Raw genomic sequence first — 20040 nt, 5'->3', positions numbered from 1 at the left:
GCACTGTTGGGCGCAATGCGGCTGGCGTCCACTTCAAGCATGCGCTGGACATGCGCCGGCACCGCCCGATGCGTATCGAAAGATCAAGGCGGAAGGAAGGACTATAGACGGACTACGGACATGCCGCAGAAGCGCCACCGGCGCAACCCGGATACGTCGCCAGCCACGCTTCCTCGCGCGCGCCTTGCGCACCACGCATGCACCTGGCTGACAACGAGATGACAGCGAAATAACGGAGCGCCCGCAAGATCGGCGCAAAGCCGTTGCCACGCCGCCGCCGCGCGCTTATTTTTCGGTAGACACGCGCCCATAACCCGTTAAAATTGCGCCCATTTTGCAGTGCTGCCGCCCGCGCCTGTACCGTTTGCGCGACAGCGCCGCGTTTTTTTTGGACCGCGCAATAATTGGTGGTAGTTTTCGGGGTTTTCAGGGGGCCGCGCGTGACGCAGCGGCTTGAGTGACGACGGGATCGGAGAACGGGATGAACAGACGGGTAGTGGGGCGGGTGGCGGCGCTGATCTTGTGCGCGGCGCCGTGGTTGACGGCCGCTGCGAAAGACACGCAGCTCAACGTGTATAACTGGTCCGACTACATCGCGAAGGACACGATCCCGAACTTCACGAAGCAGACCGGCGTTCAGGTCAAGTACGACAACTACGACAGCGACGACACGCTGCAGGCGAAGCTCCTCACCGGCAACTCGGGCTACGACATCGTCGTGCCGACCAGCAACTACGCGGGCAAGCAGATCGCCGCGGGCATCTTCGAGCCGCTCGACAAATCGAAGCTGCCGAACCTCAAGTACCTCGATCCGTCGCTGATGGCGCTCGTCGCCGGCGCCGATCCGGGCAACAAGTACGTGGTGCCCTGGGCCTACGGCACGACCGGCCTCGGCTACAACGTCACGAAGGTCCAGCAGATCCTCGGCAAGGACACGCCGCTCGATAACTGGGACATCCTGTTCAAGCCGGAAAACATCTCGAAGCTGAAGGCTTGCGGCGTATCGGTGCTCGACGCACCGGACCAGATGTTCGCGGCCGCGCTGCACTACATGGGCAAGGATCCGATGAGCACGAACCCGGCCGACTACCGCGCCGCGCTCGAGATGCTCAAGAAAATCCGCCCGTACATCACGCAGTTCAACTCGTCGGGCTATATCAACGACCTCGTCGGCGGCGACATCTGCTTCGCGTACGGCTGGTCGGGCGACGTCGTGATCGCGAAGCATCGCACGGTCGAAGCGAAAAAGCCCTACAAGATCGAGTACTTCATTCCGAAGGGCGGCGCGCCGGTGTGGTTCGACGTGATGGCGATTCCGAAGGACGCGAAGCACAAGGAAGCCGCGCTCGAATGGATCAACTACATCGAGACGCCGCAGGTGCACGCCGCGATCACCAACGCCGTGTACTACCCGAGCGTCAACATGGAAGCGCGCAAGTACGTGGACAAGGACGTCGCGAACGATCCGGCCGTGTACCCGTCGCCTGAAACCATCAAGACGCTGTTCCTGCTGAAGCCGCTGCCACAGGAAATCCAGCGGCTGCAAACGCGGCTGTGGACCGAATTCAAGTCCGGCCGCTGAGCGCGGGCGCGAAGCGGGAGTCAGCGTCATCATGAAGCCCCCGGTGTTCACCGGGGGCTTTGTTCGTCAAACGCCGGAGTGAAGCAGCATTATGATGAGTAGTGACCAGCCGGGCGCGCTGGCAGGGACAGGCACGCAGTCCCTGGGCCCGAACGCCGTTTCGGACGACGCAGCGGACCAGTTCATCCAGATCGTCGACGTCGTGAAGAAGTTCGGCGAGACCGTGGCGGTCAGAGGGGTCAATCTGTCGGTGAAGAAGGGCGAGCTGTTCGCGCTGCTCGGCAGCTCCGGCTGCGGCAAGTCGACCTTGCTGCGCATGATGGCCGGGCTCGAAACCGTGACCTCGGGCCGGATCCTGATCGACGGCGAAGATCTCGCGCAATTGCCGCCGTATCGCCGGCCGGTCAACATGATGTTCCAGTCGTACGCGCTCTTTCCGCACATGACGGTCGAGGCGAACGTCGCGTTCGGCCTGAAGCAGGAGGGCGTGCCGAAGGCCGAGCTCAGGGAGCGTGTGCAGAGCGCGCTCGAACTCGTGCAGATGGGCCGCTTCGCGAAGCGCAAGCCGCATCAGCTGTCGGGCGGCCAGCAGCAGCGCGTCGCGCTCGCGCGCTCGCTCGTCAAACGGCCGAAGCTCCTGCTGCTCGACGAGCCGATGTCGGCACTCGACAAGCAGATTCGCCAGCGCACGCAGATCGAACTCGTCAATATTCTCGACCAGGTCGGCGTGACCTGCATGATGGTCACGCACGATCAGGAAGAGGCGATGACGATGGCCGACCGCCTCGCCGTGATGAGCGAAGGCCAGATCGTGCAGCTCGGCACGCCGCATGAAGTCTACGAATATCCGAGCAGCCGCTTTTCGGCGGAGTTCATCGGCTCGACCAATCTGTTCGAAGGGCATACGGTCGAGGACGAACCCGATCACGTGTTCATCGAAACGCCGGACCTGCCGTGCCGCCTGCACGTGAATCACGGCATCACCGGTCCGCTCGGCATGCCGGTGACGATCTCGGTGCGGCCCGAGCGCATCGCGCTCACGCGCAAGCCGCCCGAGGGCGCGTACAACTGGGGCAAGGGCGTCGTCACGAATATCGCGTACATGGGCGGCTATTCGCTGTACCACGTGAAGCTCGACGGCGGCAAGACCGTGATCGCGAACGTGACGAGCCTCGCGCTCACCGAAATCGATCCACCCACCTGGGGCGACGAAGTGTACGTGCGCTGGAGCGCATCGGCCGGCGTGGTGCTGACGTCATGAAAGAAGCGCTTTCTTCCTTTTTTGCGTGGCCGGTGCGGCGGCTGAAGCTGACCGGCCGCACCGCGGTGGTGGCGGGGCCGTTCATCTGGCTGCTGCTGTTTTTCCTCGTGCCGTTCCTGCTCGTCGTGAAGATCAGCTTCGCCGATTCGCAGCTCGGCATTCCGCCGTATACGCAGCTCGTCAACTTCGCGGAAGGCGCGCTGCACATCACGCTCGACCTGTCGCACTACGCGTTTCTGCTGACCGACAGCCTCTATTTCGCGACCTATGTGAACTCGGTCGTGGTCGCGGCGATCTCGACCGTGCTGTGCCTGCTGATCGGCTATCCGATGGCGTACTACATCGCGCGCTCGAATCCGGCCACCCGCAATCTGCTGATGATGGCCGTGATGCTGCCGTTCTGGACGTCGTTCCTGATTCGCGTGTACGCATGGATCGGCATCCTCAAGAACAACGGGCTCCTGAATAATTTCCTGATGTCGATCGGGCTCATTCATTCGCCGATCGAGCTGTATCACACGAATACGGCCGTCTATATCGGCATGGTCTATTCGTACCTGCCGTTTCTCGTGATGCCGCTCTACGCGCACCTCGTGAAAATGGACCTGACCTTGCTCGAAGCCGCTTACGACCTCGGTGCGAAGCCGTGGAAGGCGTTCTGGCAGATCACGCTGCCGCTTTCGAAGAACGGCATCATCGCGGGGTGTCTGCTGGTGTTCATTCCAGCGGTCGGCGAGTACGTGATTCCTGAGCTGCTCGGCGGCGCGAACACGCTGATGATCGGCCGCGTGATGTGGAATGAGTTCTTCGACAACGCCGACTGGCCGATGGCGTCCGCCGTGACGTGCGCGATGGTGCTGCTGCTGCTCGTGCCGATGGCGCTGTTCCAGCACGCGCAGGCGAAAGCGTTGGAGGAGGGCCGCCAATGAAGCCGAATCGCACGCTGCAGCTGATTGCTCTCGGCATCGGTTTTCTGTTTTTGTATATCCCGATCGTGAGCCTCGTCGTGTATTCGTTCAACGAATCGCAACTGGTCACGGTGTGGACGCGCTTTTCGACGCGCTGGTATGCGGCGCTGCTGCGCGACGACGAGCTGATCGCGTCGGCGTGGCTATCGCTGCGCATCGCGTTGATGACGGCGTTCGCGTCGGTCATCATCGGCACGTGGGCCGGGTTCGTGCTCGCGCGCATGGGGCGCTTTCGCGGCTTCACGCTGTACACGGGCATGATCAACGCGCCGCTCGTGATTCCCGAGGTCATTCAGGGCATTTCGCTGCTGCTGCTGTTCATCGAAATGGCGCGCTGGATCGGCTGGCCGGCCGGGCGCGGCATCTTCACGATCTGGATCGGCCACGTGATGCTGTGCATTTCCTATGTCGCGATCATCGTGCAGTCGCGCGTGCGGGAATTGCATCCCTCGCTCGAAGAGGCCGCGCTCGATCTCGGCGCGACGCCGCTGCGCGTGTTCTTCTTCGTCACGCTGCCGCTGATTTCGCAGGCGCTCGTGTCGGGCTGGCTGCTGTCGTTCACGCTGTCGATCGACGATCTCGTGCTGTCGGCGTTCCTGTCCGGTCCCGGTTCGACGACACTGCCGCTCGTCGTGTTCTCGCGCGTGCGGCTTGGCCTGAATCCGGAGATGAACGCGCTCGCGACGCTGTTCATCGCGGTCGTGACGGTGGGCGTGGTCGCGGCCAACTACTTCATGCAGCGGGCGGAGCGCAAGCGCGCGATGATGGCGGTTTGACGCCTGCCAGGCATGTCGTGTTCGCTCGACATGCCGTGCGGCGCATCGTCAACGCCGCCGCGTGCGCCCGACGCACCACAGGCTCATACTTGAAGGGCGAGCCTCAAGCCGCCCCCATACGTCTCGCCACGCACACCAAGGCCGATAATGGACGATCGAGCCGGGCTTCGCGGCCGCTACTTTTTCTGACGATATCTATGATCGAATGCCTTGCGCGCGTTCTGGACTGGCAGCCGCTTTATCGCCTGTGGGAACTGATCGTGATGATCTGCAAGTTTCTGTGGGAGTTGCTGCGGCTGCTGAGCGGCGGGGGCGGCTGAAACCGCCGGCCCGCAGCGGGGCCGGCGGATAAACATGAATTCAGACGTACGTGCGGCGCTTCGCTTCGCCGCCATGCCCGTTCGCAGGCACATTGGCCGCTGGCGCTCCCAGGAACGCGCGCAAATCGGCCAGCACCCGCTCGGGTGCCTCTTCCATCGGAACATGGCCGAGCCCCGCGTACATGACCGATTGCGCGCCCGGAATGCGGCGCGCGAATTCGGCGGCGTGCGCGCCCGGAATCCAGCGGTCGTTCGCGCCCCAGAGCACGAGGGTGGGAACGTCGAGCGTTTTTAGCGCATCGGTGTCGACTTCGCGGAAGTCGAGCGTGGGCACCATCCTGCCGATCGCCTCGCGCGTGCCTTCGCCGTGGAAGAACTCGACGTAACGGCGCAGCGTGAGCGCGTCGATCCTGCGCGGATCGCCATACACATTGCGCACCGCGCTTTTGATGATGGCCTCGGGCAGCCACCACGGTGAACTGACGCGCACCAGCGCGCTGTTGAAGAGGCCGATGTAGATCGGCAGCTTCATCGGGAAGCCGGCCGAGTCGATCAGCACGAGCCGCTCGACGGCGCTGCGATGACGCAGCGCGTAGTCCCACGCAATCAGGCCGCCGAGCGAATTGCCGATTAGCGTGGCGCGCGAGATGCCGAGCGTCTGCATGAATGTGTCGATGAAGTGGCGGTAGGTCGGCAGATTCATCGTTTCGATCGCGCCGCTTGCCGAGCGCAGCGGCCCGGTCACGCCGAATGGCGGCAGATCGAGGCGGATCACGCGATGCTCGCGCTTCAGTTCGTCCGCGACATGATTCCACGTATGCAGCGACGACGCGAAGCCGTGAATCATCACGATCGTGTCGCCTTGGCCTTCGTCGGCATAGTGCACGTCGGCGCCCATGATCTTTACGAACTTCGAGCCGTTTTGCGTGTAGCGCTGCCGCAGTTCGTCGCGCGGCACGCTCGTGATGCCAAGGCGCGCGGCGAGTGGGCGTCGCGCTAGCGGGGCAGTGAAAGCGGGCGAGGTGGATTCGATGTCGGTCATGTTTTTAATCGCAATGCGCGGCGTTGCATGCACGGTGCGAAACCGAACTATGCAAGTCACGTGTCTACACTTGTCTACATGCAGCGTAAAGCGCAGAGTAGACAACTGTACACATCGCGTCAAGATCGTTTAGAGTGCTGCTATCAAACGCGCCTGAACGCGCATATCGCGTAGTGATCGAAATCCCATGACCTCTGTCCCCGAAGCGGCGCTCGTCGCCCGGCAGGAATTGCCGCCCGGCAAACGCAAGCTGATCGAAGCCGCGTTGCGCTTGACCGCCGGCGGCCGCAGTTTCGCGAGCCTGGGCTTGCGCGAACTCGCGCGCGAGGCCGGGCTCAATCCGAACACGTTCTATCGGCATTTCGATACGCTCGACGACCTCGCGCGCGAAGCCGTCGAATCGGTGAGCCGGCGTCTGCGGCCGATGCTGCGGCGCGAGCGCTGGCTCGCCGCGCACGACGAACCGCATAGCGTGCCGCGTCGTGCGTGCGCGGCTTTTTTTGCGTTCGCGCAGGAAAACCGCGAGGCGTTTCTGAGCGCGCTCGCCGAATATCACGGCACGTCGCCCGCGCTGCGCGAAGCGGTGCGCGCGAATCTGCACGAGGTGTCGGCGGAAATGGCCGACGACGTCGTGCAACTGGCGCTGATGCCGAGACTCGCGCGCGAAACCGTCGACGAAGTTTGCACGCAGATCGTGCTGCAACTGTTCCACCTGTCCGCCGAGTATCTCGACGCGGATACCGCGCGCCGCGCCGCGTTGATCGATTACGCGGCGCGTTTCATCGTGCGGCTATTTGCGGGGGCGGTGCTGCTGGCGCAGCATGAGGAGGCGGCGGGGGCGGGGCGGGCGACGTAGACGTGAGGCGCGCAAGGCCGGCGTGCAAAACCGGCAGGCAAAAAAAACAGGCTCCGAAAGGGAGCCTGGGGAGCCTGTTTTCATTCGATGCTTCGCGACATCTACGCGGCATCCAACGGTGCAGATCGGGCGCGGATCGATCAGGTGTCGGTCCAGCCGCCGGAATCGTCGTTGCTGCCCATGTCGATGCCGCCGCCGTTGTCGTCCCAGTCGTTGGAGCCCTGACCGAAGTCGAGGCCACCGCCGTTGGAGGCATCGTTGCCGCGGCGGCGCAATTCGTCGTCGTCGACGAGCACGTCGCGCTCCACCACGCGATCACGCCCGTGATTCAGTGCTTCGCCGAGCAGCACGCCGGTCAACAGCCCCCCCATGCCGCCGCCCATGCCACCGCCTTGCTGCACGATGACCTGCGGCTGCTGCTGATACGGACCCTGCTGCGGATAGGGCGGCTGCGGGCTGCCGAAGCGCTCGGCTTCCTGCGCATACGCCGATGGCTGGCTGCCGGGAGCCGGTGCCGCGGCGGGATCGGGCCGGCCGTCGGCGCGCGCGCGCAGGCTCGCGAGACGCTGTTCGAGTTCGTCGAGCTGATAAGGCGGCAGCGGATTCTTGCCGTTCGACAGCGTTTCGGCGACGCCGCGCAATTGCTCTTCGGTCGCTTCGACTTCCTTCTCCAACGCTTCATGACCGGGCGCGGTCGAGAGCTTCACGTCGAGCTTGATCGAGCGCACGGCATTGAGCATGTCCGTCGCGCGCTTCAATTGCACGCGGCGATCGTCGTCGGCGCGCGAATCTTCCTGTGTGCGGGCGCGGCGCAAAGTCCAGCGCAGCACCAGTGCGATTCCCACGAGCAGAACAATGATACCGATCCACATACCCACCCCCGGACCATGCCGTTGTTGCGCTTGCGAGATCATCGCCGACTGTTGCTGCACAGCAGGCGCATTCTGCTGCGCGAACGGATTCGCGGCGTGACGGGTGACGTTGCCGCCCGCGCTTTGCGCATCGCGGCGCAGGCGCGCTTCGGTTTGCGCGAAGCGGCCCGGGTCGGTGAAGCGGATCTGCGGATCGAGCGTCTTTGCCTGTTGCACCTGCTCGAGCGCTTCGGGGTACCGGCCTTCGCGATCGAGCACCTGGGCGTACAGATAGTGCGCGCGGGCGTTGTTCGGATGCGCTTGCAGCACTTCGGTGAGGCCGGCGTCGGCCTGCTGCCAGTTGCCTTGCGACATCGCCGATTCGATTTGCTGAACCGTAGGCACCGCGAACGCGGCGGCCGACACGAGCAGCAGCGAGGCGAAAGCGGTTGCGAGAAATTTTTTCATGGGCGGACCGGGCGCGGGGCGCCCGCCTCCTTCAGTCGATTGCGGTGGCCGTTCGTGGCGGCCGGTATGCCGGTGTGTCCAGGGGTGGATGCACCGGCATGCACTGCTACTGCTAATGCTGTGCGTACGTCCATCTGCGCCTCGCCCGCAGTTACTGCGGGCTACTGCGGCAATTACTGCGCCGGCGTGTTGAGCTGCTTCTTCAATGCTTCGAGACGATCGTCGACGGACGGGCCGCGGTTCAGGTCCGCGAGCTTGTCGTCGAGCGCCTTGCCGCTTTTGTCGTCGGCGGAATTCAGACGCGCGTCCGAACGCGCGTTCGACAGCGCGACCTTGTCTTCGAGCTTCTGGAAATCCTCGGACAGATTCTTGCCGCCGATGCCGCCCAGCGCGGTGGCCGCGACATCTTTCGCCTGCGCGATCTGCTGCTTCGCCTGCAGGATGTTCGAGCGCGCGTTGAGGTCGTTGCGGCGCGTGCGCATGTCGTCGATCTGGCTCTTCAGCTGCGCGACCGACGGCTCGAGCGAGGTCAGCTCCTTCGTCAGCGCATCGCGTTCGGCTTCGGCGGTGGCCTGCGCGCCGAGCGCTTCACGCGCGAGCGCCTCGTCGCCGGACTGCAGCGCGCGGCGCGCGCCGTCTTCGTACTTCTTCGCCTTGTCCGCGGCAACATCGCGCTTGCTTTGCTGAGTGGCGACCTGTGCCTGAATCTCGATCAGCGAGTTCTCAGCCTTGCCGATGCTGTCGTCGAGTTCGCGCACGATCTGGCGCGAGTCGCGCGACGGATCCTGCACCGAATCGGCTGCATCGTTCAGAAGACCTTTGAGCGTGCGCGAAATGCTGTCAAAAAGCGACATGAAAACCTCCAGAGAATGTAAGCGGCGCCGAATACCTTGCGCACCTGACTGCCTAGAACTGCTACTTTACGCCGCTGCGCGCGAAGCTGCGCAACGTTTGGACCGGAGTTCGGGGCGCACTGGCCAATTGCAATAGCGCGGCCCTGAATTGTTCGGGCGCAATACCGGGTTGATGGATGTATTGACAATTGAAAGCCGCGATGGGCATGGACTCGACGGCGGATATTACACCATCGGCTCTCTTAAATATGGCTTAAACGATAGAGCGGTGCGAAGACGTTTACTACGCCGGAAAAGCCGCTGACAGGGCGTGTGGGCTTGCCTTGCCGACAAGCGCGTTCATGTCCGCCCCGACGATGTAACGATGTGCAACAGCGCGTTCGTTCACGGCCGTGCATGCGCGCGCATGTGCATTCGAGCCGCGTCACGCGTTGCGGCTTTTCGTCACGCGAAGCGTTCGCTTTCCGGGCTCGGGTCGCTGCGCGATTCGTCGTCGGGCGTCTTGCCGGTGCGCCGGCGCTTGAGCGAATTGCGCGGATGCGACGGCGCGCCGGGTTGCGGCTGCGGCTGCTGTTCCCGTTCCCGTTCCTGTTCCGATAGCGCCGGAGCATCGGCTTCGGCGGCGCTGGCTGCCGCGACTTGCGCGACGGCTTCTGCCGCGGCCGCCTGCTCGTCCTGTTGGGCGGCGAGCGCGGCGGCGACGTCCGCGGGCAGCAGCGGGGCCGGCTGATCCGCGGCGGGGGCGTGGCGCGTTCCGCGCGCCACCCGCTGCAGCGCCGCGTTGAGCGCATCGGGCGCGCGCGGCCCGCGCAGCCGGTCGACGATGCTTGCCGCCTTGACCTGCTCGCTCGTCGCGCCGAAGCTCAGCACCGCGCGCCGTATCAGTTCGCTCACGCTAATGCCCAGATCCTCCGCTGTGGCGGTGATGGCGCGTTTCTGTGCGGTCGTGACGAATACGACGATGCGCTCGCTGGGCTTGGTCATGATCGGCTCGCAGGCTTGTTGGCATTGGCGGGTCAGGGCGTGCTTCCGGGATACGCCGCCGCGCGCCCTGGCGTGGCGCGCTGGGTTCATCATATGACGAGTTGCACCGACGCGGAACGGGCGCTGAGCGAAAAACCCGTGACATCAATGAGTTGTAGCGTTTCCAGGCGGTTTGTCCACAGATCTTTCCACCTTTTCTGTTGATAACCCCGCATAACTTACGCGTCGTGCGCGGGCCGCGCCGCGCACTGCCAGAAATTACAGGTTCTTACCCCGGCAAACCGCGCCGCGAAGGGAATTCTTACAAAAAAACTGCCTTGGACCGCGTCTGATTTCTTTAAAATGCGCTGTTACGTTGCGCCGGACAGGGTCCGAGGCGTGCCGTGCGGCCGGCCGGGGGCAAGGGTTCGCACGGCGGCGTACGCCCCGGCCAGGATGCTCGATCACGACCCATGCGCGCGCCGCGAGCGCGCGCAGACAGGCGTGCAGTTGCGCGCCCACTATTCCAGTCATGCCAATCATCAAACGACCGCATTCCTCGCATTCTCCGTCCGGTAAAGACCGGGACTCCCAGCAACGCACTCCAGGACGCAATGCCGCTTCGCGTGACGCAGAGCGCGGCCGCCGTTCGTTCGGCACGTCGCTCGTGCTGTGGTTCTTCGGCCTGATCGCGACGCTCGTCGTGGTGGGCGCGCTGATCGTCGGCTACGCGCTCGTCGTGATGGGGCCGCAACTGCCGTCGCTCGACGCGCTGACCGACTATCGCCCGAAGGTGCCGCTGCGCGTCTATACCGCGGACCACGTGCTGATCGGCGAATTCGGCGAGGAGCGCCGCAGCCTCGTGCGCTTCCAGGACATTCCGGACCAGATGAAAAAAGCGGTGCTCGCGATCGAGGACTACCGCTTCTACGAGCACGGCGGCGTCGACTTCGTCGGCATTCTGCGAGCCGGTTTCGCTGATCTCGCGCATGGCGGTGCGTCGCAGGGCGCGAGCACGATCACGATGCAGGTCGCGCGCAACTTCTTCCTCTCGAGCGAGAAGACCTACACGCGCAAGATCTACGAGATGCTGCTCGCCTACAAGATCGAGCGCGCGCTCACGAAGGACCAGATTCTCGAGCTGTACATGAACCAGATCTATCTGGGCGAGCGCGCCTACGGCTTCGCCGCGGCCGCGCGCGTGTATTTCGGCAAGGATCTGAAGGACATCTCGCTCGCGCAAGCCGCGATGCTCGCGGGGCTGCCGAAGGCGCCGTCCGCGTATAACCCGGTCGTCAATCCGAAGCGCGCGAAGATCCGCCAGGAGTACATCCTGCGGCGCATGCTCGAGCTGAAGTACATCACGCAGGAGCAGTACGACCAGGCGGTCAAGGAAGAGATACACACGACGAATCCGGGCAACGAGTACAGCGTGCACGCCGAGTACGTCGCCGAAATGGTGCGGCAGATGATGTACGCGCAGTACAAGGACGAAACCTACACGCGCGGCCTGAACGTGACCACGACGATCGACTCGGCCGATCAGGACGCCGCGTATCGCGCGGTGCGCAAGGGCGTGATGGACTACGAGCGGCGCCACGGCTATCGCGGGCCGGAAGGCTTCGTGCAATTGCCGGAACCCGGCGACGACCGCGACCAGACGATCGACGACGCGCTCACCGATCACCCCGACAACGGCGAGATCATCGCCGGTGTGGTGACCGACGCGAGCGCGAAGCAGGTGGTCGCGCAACTGGTCGACGGCACGCAGGTGAAGGTGTCCGGAGATGGCCTGCGTTTCGTCGCCGCCGCGTTGAGCCCACGCGCCTCCGCGACGCTGCGCATCAAGCCGGGCTCGATCGTGCGCCTCGTCGCCGACGACAAGGGCAACTGGCAGATCACGCAACTGCCGCAGGTGGAAGGCGCGCTCGTGTCGCTCACGCCGCAGGACGGCGCGATCCGCGCGCTGATCGGCGGCTTCGACTTCAACAAGAACAAGTTCAACCACGTGACGCAGGCATGGCGCCAGCCGGGTTCGAGCTTCAAGCCGTTCATCTATTCGGCCGCGCTCGACAAGGGGCTCGGACCGGCGACGATCATCAACGACGCGCCTCTGTACTTCCCGCCGAGCACGCCGGGCGGCGACGCGTGGGAGCCGAAGGACGACGACCAGCCCGACGGTCCGATGTCGATGCGCACCGCGCTGCAGAAGTCGAAGAACCTAGTGTCGATCCGCATTCTGTCGTTCATCGGCACGAAGTACGCGCAGGACTTCGTCACGCAGCGCTTCGGTTTCGATGCCGACAAGACGCCGCCGTATCTGCCGATGGCGCTCGGCGCGGGCCTCGTCACGCCGCTGCAGTCGGCGGGTGCGTACTCGGTGTTCGCGAACGGCGGCTACCGGATCAATCCGTATCTGATCAGCGAAGTGACCGATGCGCGCGGCGTGCCGCTGTCGCGCGCGCAGCCGCTCGTGGCCGGCCAAAGCGCGCCGCGCACGCTCGATCCGCGCAACGCGTACGTGATGAACAGCCTGCTGCATTCGGTCGCGACCGTGGGCACGGGCGCGGGCACCAATGTGCTGCATCGCTCGGACCTGCAGGGCAAGACCGGCACGACCAACGACGCGAAGGACGGCTGGTTCGCCGGTTATCAGCAGTCGCTCGTCGCAGTCGCGTGGATGGGCTACGACCAGCCGAAGAGTCTCGGCAGCCGCGAATTCGGCGCGCAGCTCGCGCTGCCGATCTGGGTCGAGTACATGCAGCGCGCGCTGCGTGGCGTTCCGCAGGCCGAGCCGCAGCAGCCCGACGGCGTGACCGCGATGGACGGCGAACTGTTCTTTACCGACATGCTGCCGGGACATGGCTTCGTCGCGAGCATCGGGCTCGATTCGGCGAACCCGATAGCGGGCGCGAGCGACGCGGTCGGCGGAGTCGGGCCGGCGGGCATGACGCCGCCGGTGGTGCCGCCGCCGAGCGTGTCGTCGAGCGAGAAGAAGCAGATCATGGATTTGTTCGAGTCGAACAAGCCGTGATGCAGGAAAGCCCCGTTGACGGGGCTTTTTTACTTTTTCGCGCGATAGCGCCGCCAGATTCTCATCAGGATCGAGTACGCCACGATGGTAACGATCAGGTCGATAACCATCATTGCAAGGATATAAAACAGTTCGGTATCGGCAACTCCGAATTCCTGAGCGATCACAATTAAATCTTGCTGCTGCTGCAACGTCATTGGAATCGGATAGGTGTGAATGTACCGAATCGCTAAACGATACAATCCGCAGAACAGCAGCACCTTGGCTGCTTTACGGGCAAGTGTTGCCATTTGCAACGACCTCGATCCAGCCATATGCGCGTATGCCTGAGATTTTCCGAGGGTATCGTTTATGGAAGGTATGCCGAGTCTAAGCAGTGGGACACGGGTGATGAGCAGGAGGATTCCTAAGCCGGCCGGTTATGGCAGCCTACCGTGCCATCAGCGCAGGGATCAACGCCGAAATACCTCGATGCGCGGCACCTCGTCGGAAAAAGCGGACTGAAGCGCCCACCCCTCGTAGGGTTTTGCGCCCGCGAGGTGCGCCGATAGCATCATCGTCAGGTCATGCCAGGCTGAATCGTCTTCGGTCACAGTCAGGGTACGGCCATCGTTCAGCCCGATGAGCAACAGGATAGTGCTCCCGATCAATTGCTCGGACCGCGTAGCGACGATTTCAACAATATCGTCCCAGGCAATGCGTTGCTCGCCTTGCGGGTTCTTCACGATGAGACCCTCGTTGCTCAGCGAGAGTGCGAAAGAGAGTCTGCGTGATGGCAGGCGCCCAAGCAGCCAGGAATTGATGCGGCTCATTATCATGTCGTCGCTCTATTTCCAATGAATGGCCGTCGTTTCGCACCAGACAACCCAACCCCAATCCGCACAATACCTTAGCCCGCTTATCAGAGAGTTTTCAACAGGCTCATCAACATAAACTGGGGATAAGTCAGCCGTCGTCCACACGGCATTCCGGGTTCAGTTGGATGTGCCCGCATTCGCCGCCGTCGCTGTCGCCGGAGACGCACCAGCGGCCGCCCCCGCCTCAGCCGGCGGATTCCCCATCGCCTGGAACAGCGCGGCCGTATCGGTCAGACGCGAGCTCGTATAGCGGATCTCGTCGAGTTGCGTGTTGCGCCACTGCTGCTCGCTCGAACGAGTCGATGCGACCGGCAGCGCGCCGAGCCGGTAGCGCGCCGATGTCTCGTTGAACACCCCCTGCGCCGAGCGCGCGGCGACGTTGGCCGCATCGAGCGACTGCGCGTCGTGTTCGAGCGCGGCGAGCGTATCGGCGACGTTCTGGAAAGCGGCGAGCACGGTCTGCTTGTACTGCGAGACCGTGGCTTCGTACGTGTCCTGCGCCGCGCGACGCTGCGCGACGAGCGCGCCGCCGTGAAAGAGCGGCTGCGACAGCGACGCGCCGATGCTCCAGATCGCGCCCGCGCCGGACAGCGCGACCGGCCAGCTAAAGCCGCCTTGTCCCATCGACGCCGAGAGCGACAGGCTCGGGAACATCTGCGCGGTGGCGGCGCCGACATCGGCCGCGGCGGCCTTCAACGCGGCGTCGGCGGCCTGGATGTCGGGCCGCGAGCGCAGCAGATCCGACGGCACGACCACGGGCACCTGTTCGGGCACATGCAGTTGCGCGAGATCGAGATCATCGGGGGCGGCGTCCGGCGTGCGGCCGAGCAGTACCGCCAGAGCGTGGCGCGTCGTCAGCCATTGCTGCTTGAGCGCCGGCAGGCTCGCCGATACGCTCGCCGCGCTTTGTTGCGCATTCAGCAGATCGGCATGCGATACCGCGCCGAGCTCATAGCGCCGCGCGGTGTCGCGTGCCTGATCGTTGGCAAGCGTGACGAGCCGTTCAGTGGTGTCGATCTGCGCGTGCAGCGCGGCACTCGTGATGGACGCCGTCACGATGTTCGCGGCAAGCGCCCGGCGCGCGGCATCGAGCTGGTAGACCTGCACGTTCACGCGCGCGGCGAGCGCCGCGTTCGCGAGACGCTCGGCGCCGAACAGATCGAACGTGTAGTGCGCCTGCAACTGCCCGACGAACACGTCGTACAGGAACGTGTTCGGCCCGGCCTCGGGAATCGCGAGCGCGCGATTGCGCGTTGCCTGGCCGCCCGCGTCGATAGTCGGCAGCAGCGAACTGCCGATCTGCGCGCGCAACTGCTCGCGCGCGGCGGCGAGCGTATGGTCGGTGGCGGCGAGCGTCGGACTGTTGCGCAAGCCTTCGTCGACGAGCGCGTTCAGCGTATCCGAGCGATACAGCTTCCACCATTCGGGCACCGGCTGTGCACCGTTCACGAACTGCTGCGTGACGCCTTGCGCGGGCACGGTCTGCGTGGGCAGCGCTTCGGCGCCGTAGTGCGCGGGCTGCGGCATCGCGGGCGGTTCGCCGTTCGGCCCGAACGAGCACGCGGCGAGCGCGCACGCGAGGCTCGCGGCGAACGTAGTGAGCGTGGCGCGGGCCAATGCGTCGACGCGCGGTGCGCGGGCCTGATGCGGCAGACGCGCGGCGCGGCACAAAGGGGACAAACAGAACAGACAGGACAGTGCGGAAGTACCCACGCTTTTGCTCGTACTCATGCTCAGTTACCCGTATGCGTGGCGCCGGAACCGGACGGCGCCTGCGGCTCGCGCTCGTCGGTTCGCACGCGGAACGACGCGGCGTACAGCGCGGGCAGATAGAACAGCGTGAGGATCGTCGCGCTCGTGATGCCGCCCATCAGCGCGGTCGCCATCGGCCCGAAGAAGTTCGAGCGCAACAGTGGAATCAGCGCGAGCACGGCGGCCGCGGCGGTCAGCGTGATCGGCCGGAAACGCCGCACGGTCGCGCCGACGATCGCATCGAAACGCTTGTGTCCCGAGGCGATGTCCTGCTCGATCTGATCGACGAGAATCACCGAGTTGCGCATGATGATGCCGAACATCGCGATCACGCCGAGCATCGCGACGAAGCCGAATGGCTGGCCGAACAGCAGCAGCGTGAGCACCACGCCGATCAGGCCGAGCGGGGCGGTCAGCACGACCATCAGCACGCGCGCGAAGCTTTGCAGCTGGATCATCAGCAGCGTAAGCACGGCGATCACCATGATCGGAAGCTGCGCGATGATCGACGTTTGGCCCTTGCCGCTTTCCTCGACCGAGCCGCCGATCTCGATCCGGTAGCCGACCGGCAGCGCTGCGCGGATCGGGCCGAGCGTGCGGTCGACTGCATGTGTGACGTCGATGCCCTGCGCGCCGGGCGCGACGTCGGACTGCACGGTGATGGTCGGCTGTCGGTCGCGCTCCCAGATCACACCGTATTCGAGGTCGTTGCGCAGAGACCCAAGCGTGCCGAGCGGCACCGGGCCGTTCGGCGTCGGCATCGCGAGCGCGGTCACCTGCGACGGGTCGACGCGTTCCGCGCGCGGCGCGCGCAGATCGACGCTGATCAGCTTGTCGCGTTCGCGGTACTGCGTGACCGTGTAGCCGGACAGCGTCAACGCGAGGAAGCTCGAAATGTCTTCGGAGGTCACGCCGAGTTCGCGCGCGCGTTTCTGGTCGATCTCGAAGCGCACCGAGCGCTCGGCGGGTTCGTCCCAGTCGAACTGCACGTTGCGCGTGCCGCCGTTCGCGCGCATCGTCGCGGCGACGCGCTCGGCGATCGAGCGCACGGTCGCGATGTCGTCGCCGCTCACGCGGAACTGCACCGGATAGCCGACCGGCGGCCCGTTCTCGAGGCGCGACAGGCGCGTGCGGATCGCCGGGAAGTTGTCGCGCAATTGCGGTTCGAGCCATTGCGCAAGCTTTTCGCGGTCCTTGACCGACTTCGCTGTAATCACGAACTGCGCGAAATTGGGCTGCTGCAATTGCTGATCGAGCGGCAGATAGAAACGCGGCGCGCCGGTGCCGATGAAGCTCACCGAGTGATCGATCTCGGGACGGCCTTCGAGCGTTTTTTCCAGGCGCTTCGCCTGGCGCAGCGTGGCGTCGAACGACGCGCCTTCGGGCAGGCGCACGTCCACGAGCAATTCCGGGCGATCGGAGCTTGGGAAGAACTGTTGCGGCACGAGCCCGAAGCCCGCCATCGCGAGCACGAACAGCAGCACGGTGATCGCGAGCACGACGAAGCGCCGCTCGATGCACCAGCCGATCCAGCCGCGCAGGCGCTGGTAAAAGCGCGTGTCGTAGATATCGTGTTCGTGATCCTCGGCCTCGTGCGCGTGACGTTTGCGCTCGGGCAGCATGTGATACCCGAGCAGCGGAATCAGCACGACGGCCGCGAGCCACGACGCGATCAGCGCGATCGCCGAGACCTCGAAGATCGAGCGCGTGTATTCGCCGGTGCTCGATTTCGCGAGCGCGATCGGCAGGAAGCCTGCGACGGTCACGAGCGTGCCGGTCAGCATCGGAAACGCGGTGCTCGTGTACGCGAAGGCTGCTGCGCGGGCGCGGTTCCAGCCTTGCTCGAGCTTCACCGACATCATTTCGACCGCGATGATCGCATCGTCGACGAGCAGGCCGAGCGCGAGCACGAGCGTGCCGAGCGACACCTTGTGCAGGCCGATGTCGAACAGGTACATGCACAGCGCGGTGACGGCGAGCACCACGGGAATCGAGATCACGACGACCATGCCGGTGCGCACGCCGAGCGACACGAGGCTCACGATCAGCACGATCCCGACCGCTTCGGCAACCGCTTCGAGGAAGTCGTCGACCGAGCGCGCGACCGCGTGCGGCATGCTCGACACTTCGACGAGCTTCAGGCCGACGGGCAGCGCCGCACGCAACTGCGTCATCTGCTGATCGAGGGCCTTCCCGAGACGGATCACGTCGCCGCCCGGCTGCATCGTCACGCCGATGCCGAGCACCGCTTTGCCGCCGAAACGCATCTGCGTGACGACCGGGTCGTCGTAGCCGCGCTTGATCGTCGCGATATCGCCGAGACGGAACGTGCGGTTGTTGATGCTGATCAGCATGTCGGCGAGCGCGTTGACGTCGTTGAACTGGCCGCTCGGGCGCACGAACACGCGGTCGTCAGCGGTGGTCAGCGTGCCCGCGGGCGCAATCGTGTTCTGCGCGTTGATCGCCTGGCCGAGCTGCTGCGGCGAGATGCCGAGGCGCGTGAGTTGCGTGTTGCTGATCTCGATGTAGATGTGCTGGTCGGGGTCGCCGAAATAATCGACTTTGCCGACGCCAGGCACGCGCAGCAGCACCGTGCGTAACTGGTCTGCGTAGTCGTGCAGTTGCGCGGCGGAAAAACCGTCACCTTCGAGCGTGTAGATGTTCGTGTAGACGTCGCCGAATTCGTCGTTGAAGAACGGGCCCTGAATGCCGGGTGGCAAGGTCGCCGCGATGTCGCCGACTTTCTTGCGCACCTGATACCAGGTTTCGGGCACCTCGCTCACCGGCGCCGAGTCCTTCATCGAAAAGAAAATCAGCGATTCGCCGGGGCGCGAATAGCTGCGCACGAAATCGATGTACGGCGTTTCCTGCAGCTTGCGGCCGATGCGGTCCGTCAACTGTTCCTGCACCTGGCGCGCGGTGGCGCCCGGCCAGAACGTGCGGATCACCATCACCCGGAACGTGAAGGGCGGGTCTTCGGATTGCGCGAGCCGCGTATAGGCGAGGATGCCGAACGCGGTGGCGAGCGCGATCAGAAAAACCACCAGCGCCTGATGGCGCAGCGCCCACGCGGAGAGATTGAAGCGTCCTTCTTCATGCGGTGTGCTCATGAAGCGAAGTCCTCAGGATGCAGCGGCGCGATCGCACGGACTTTTTCGCCTGCGCTCACCGTGTGCACGCCTTGCAGCACGACGCTTTCGCCGTCCTTCAAACCCTGGCTCACGACGATGGTGCGCTCGTTGTAGCGGATGACCGTCACGCGGCGCAACTCGAGCGTGTTGTCCGCGGCGCGCACGACCCAGACGGCCGGCTGGCGGCTGTCGTGAAAGAGCGCGGTGACGGGCAGCGTGAAGACGCCGTGTGCCGCGGCCGCCGCGGCGAGCGGGAGGGCCGGCGTCACGTCGGCGGTCATGCCGAGGCGCACGTCGGGTCCGGCGTCGATGAGCGTAAGCCGCGCGCGCCAGGTGCGGCTTTGCGGATCGGCGGCGGGCGAGAGTTCGCGCACGCGCGCGTTGAACTTGCGGCCCGGCAAGGCGGCAAGCGTGACGCTCGCGTTTTGTCCGACCGCGAACGCGGTGAGCGCGCTTTCCGGTACATCGCACAGCACGTCGGTGTCGCCGCTCCACGCGAGGTTGTAGACGGCCTGGCCCGCCGTTACGTTCTGGCCGGTGTCGGCCTGTTCCGCCGTGATGAAGCCCGCATGACCGGCGACGAGCGTCGTGTACTGCAACTGGTTCTTCGCGAGCGCCGCCTGCTGCTGTGCCTGATCGCGCTGCGCGAGCGCGGCGGCATACGCGTTGGTGGTCTGTTCGAGCTGCGCCGGCGCAATCAGGTTTTCCTTCGCCTGGGCCTTGTCGCGCCCGAGTTGCTGTTGCGCATAGACGAGGTTGTGTTGCGCGGCGTCGAGCTGCGCCTGCGTGCTAGTGGCGTTTTTCTGCGCGTCGGCCGGGTCGAGCAACGCGACGACTTCGCCGCTTTTCACGACATCACCGAGCCGCACGCGCCGCTCGATGATCTTGCCCGCGACGCGAAACGACAGCGGCGTCGAATAGCGTGCCTGCACTTCGCCGGGCAGAGAGGCCGCCTGCAGCGCCTCACCGTCCGCATGCACGGCGACGGCCACCACGGGACGCGGCGCGGGCGCCGCGGCTTCTTTCTTCGAACAGGCCGCGAGAGCGACGGTGCCGGCCAGCGCGACGGCGCACGTGCGCAGAAAGAGGCCAGCACGCATGTTCGTGGGGGACTGCTGGCGCATCGCAGGTGATGCGGGAGAACCGGGACGCTTCACAATTACCCCAACTGGAGACAGCAAACGAACACGGCAAGCCGCAGCGGCCCGCCAGCGAGGACTCGCATGCCCGCTTATGCAAATAGCATACGAATCTGACTTGGAGTGATGTTATGCATTCTAATACACACCTGTATTTGAATGTCGATGTGAATTGGAATTCTTTTC

General features: G+C 64.7%; 16 protein-coding genes. 7 read left to right on the top strand and 9 right to left on the bottom strand.

Translation table 11 applies throughout. From position 1 onward, the window contains the following. The first annotated feature begins 481 nt into the window (after window positions 1-481). The 5 genes from B9Z01_RS00385 (at window position 482) to B9Z01_RS36605 (ending at window position 4907) form a co-directional block, all read left to right on the top strand. A complete protein-coding gene (locus tag B9Z01_RS00385; protein ID WP_085480291.1) occupies window positions 482-1582 on the top strand; it encodes a polyamine ABC transporter substrate-binding protein in 1101 nt (366 codons plus the stop codon). A gap of 94 nt (window positions 1583-1676) precedes the next feature. After that, window positions 1677-2843 carry an ABC transporter ATP-binding protein gene (locus B9Z01_RS00380; protein ID WP_244195890.1) on the top strand — a complete coding sequence of 389 codons (1167 nt, stop codon included), beginning with the start codon at window positions 1677-1679 and terminating at the stop codon, window positions 2841-2843. Beyond that, window positions 2840-3772 (top strand): ABC transporter permease subunit, encoded by a 933-nt coding sequence (locus B9Z01_RS00375; protein WP_085480289.1) that lies wholly within the window; start codon window positions 2840-2842, stop codon window positions 3770-3772. Before B9Z01_RS00380 ends, B9Z01_RS00375 begins: the two co-directional genes overlap by 4 nt. Continuing rightward, entirely contained in the window at window positions 3769-4587 is an 819-nt protein-coding gene (locus tag B9Z01_RS00370; RefSeq protein WP_085480288.1) for an ABC transporter permease subunit, read from the top strand. Before B9Z01_RS00375 ends, B9Z01_RS00370 begins: the two co-directional genes overlap by 4 nt. Window positions 4588-4784: 197 nt before the next feature. Further along, window positions 4785-4907, top strand: a complete 123-nt coding sequence (locus tag B9Z01_RS36605; protein WP_275937481.1) for a hypothetical protein — start codon at window positions 4785-4787, stop codon at window positions 4905-4907. A 40-nt stretch (window positions 4908-4947) separates the two neighbouring features. Here the strand turns inward: B9Z01_RS36605 and B9Z01_RS00365 are convergent, their stop codons facing one another. Next, on the bottom strand, window positions 4948-5949 hold the full coding sequence (locus tag B9Z01_RS00365; protein ID WP_085480287.1) for an alpha/beta fold hydrolase: 1002 nt from the start codon (window positions 5947-5949) through the stop codon (window positions 4948-4950). 187 nt (window positions 5950-6136) lie between these two features. On the opposite strand from B9Z01_RS00365, the gene B9Z01_RS00360 reads away from it, so the two are divergent. After that, a complete protein-coding gene (locus B9Z01_RS00360) occupies window positions 6137-6805 on the top strand; it encodes a TetR family transcriptional regulator (RefSeq protein WP_085480286.1) in 669 nt (222 codons plus the stop codon). 140 nt (window positions 6806-6945) lie between these two features. Here B9Z01_RS00360 and B9Z01_RS00355 read toward each other — a convergent pair whose 3' ends face one another. From B9Z01_RS00355 to B9Z01_RS00345, 3 genes are all read right to left on the bottom strand, one after another. Further along, a complete protein-coding gene (locus B9Z01_RS00355; RefSeq protein WP_085480285.1) occupies window positions 6946-8124 on the bottom strand; it encodes a tetratricopeptide repeat protein in 1179 nt (392 codons plus the stop codon). 173 nt (window positions 8125-8297) lie between these two features. Then, window positions 8298-8978, bottom strand: a complete 681-nt coding sequence (locus B9Z01_RS00350; protein WP_085480284.1) for a PspA/IM30 family protein — start codon at window positions 8976-8978, stop codon at window positions 8298-8300. Window positions 8979-9422: 444 nt separating this feature from the next. Further along, complete coding sequence (locus B9Z01_RS00345; RefSeq protein WP_085480283.1) at window positions 9423-9962, bottom strand: hypothetical protein; 540 nt, start codon at window positions 9960-9962, stop codon at window positions 9423-9425. Window positions 9963-10473: 511 nt separating this feature from the next. Between B9Z01_RS00345 and B9Z01_RS00340 the strand changes: the two genes are divergently transcribed. Further along, complete coding sequence (locus B9Z01_RS00340) at window positions 10474-12975, top strand: penicillin-binding protein 1A (RefSeq protein ID WP_085480282.1); 2502 nt, start codon at window positions 10474-10476, stop codon at window positions 12973-12975. 29 nt (window positions 12976-13004) lie between these two features. On the opposite strand, the gene B9Z01_RS00335 is transcribed toward B9Z01_RS00340, so the two are convergent. The 5 genes from B9Z01_RS00335 to B9Z01_RS00315 all read right to left on the bottom strand — a co-directional run bounded on the left by B9Z01_RS00335 (window position 13005) and on the right by B9Z01_RS00315 (window position 19839). Further along, window positions 13005-13265: a hypothetical protein gene (locus B9Z01_RS00335; protein WP_085480281.1), complete on the bottom strand. Its 261-nt coding sequence runs from the start codon at window positions 13263-13265 to the stop codon at window positions 13005-13007. A gap of 162 nt (window positions 13266-13427) precedes the next feature. Continuing rightward, window positions 13428-13787 carry a YcxB family protein gene (locus B9Z01_RS00330; RefSeq protein WP_167387408.1) on the bottom strand — a complete coding sequence of 120 codons (360 nt, stop codon included), beginning with the start codon at window positions 13785-13787 and terminating at the stop codon, window positions 13428-13430. 162 nt (window positions 13788-13949) lie between these two features. Then, the gene (locus B9Z01_RS00325; protein WP_085480279.1) at window positions 13950-15563 is read right to left on the bottom strand and encodes an efflux transporter outer membrane subunit; all 1614 of its coding nucleotides are present in this window, start codon (window positions 15561-15563) and stop codon (window positions 13950-13952) included. Between the two features lie 2 nt (window positions 15564-15565). Next, entirely contained in the window at window positions 15566-18694 is a 3129-nt protein-coding gene (locus B9Z01_RS00320; RefSeq protein ID WP_085480278.1) for an efflux RND transporter permease subunit, read from the bottom strand. Then, window positions 18691-19839 (bottom strand): efflux RND transporter periplasmic adaptor subunit, encoded by a 1149-nt coding sequence (locus B9Z01_RS00315; protein ID WP_085480277.1) that lies wholly within the window; start codon window positions 19837-19839, stop codon window positions 18691-18693. Before B9Z01_RS00315 ends, B9Z01_RS00320 begins: the two co-directional genes overlap by 4 nt. Window positions 19840-20040: the final 201 nt, after the last annotated feature.

Source organism: Paraburkholderia susongensis (assembly GCF_900177725.1).
Lineage (GTDB): Bacteria > Pseudomonadota > Gammaproteobacteria > Burkholderiales > Burkholderiaceae > Paraburkholderia > Paraburkholderia susongensis.
The sequence above is the reverse complement of the archived record's forward strand: the minus strand, read 5'-3'. Positions and strand labels throughout refer to the sequence as shown.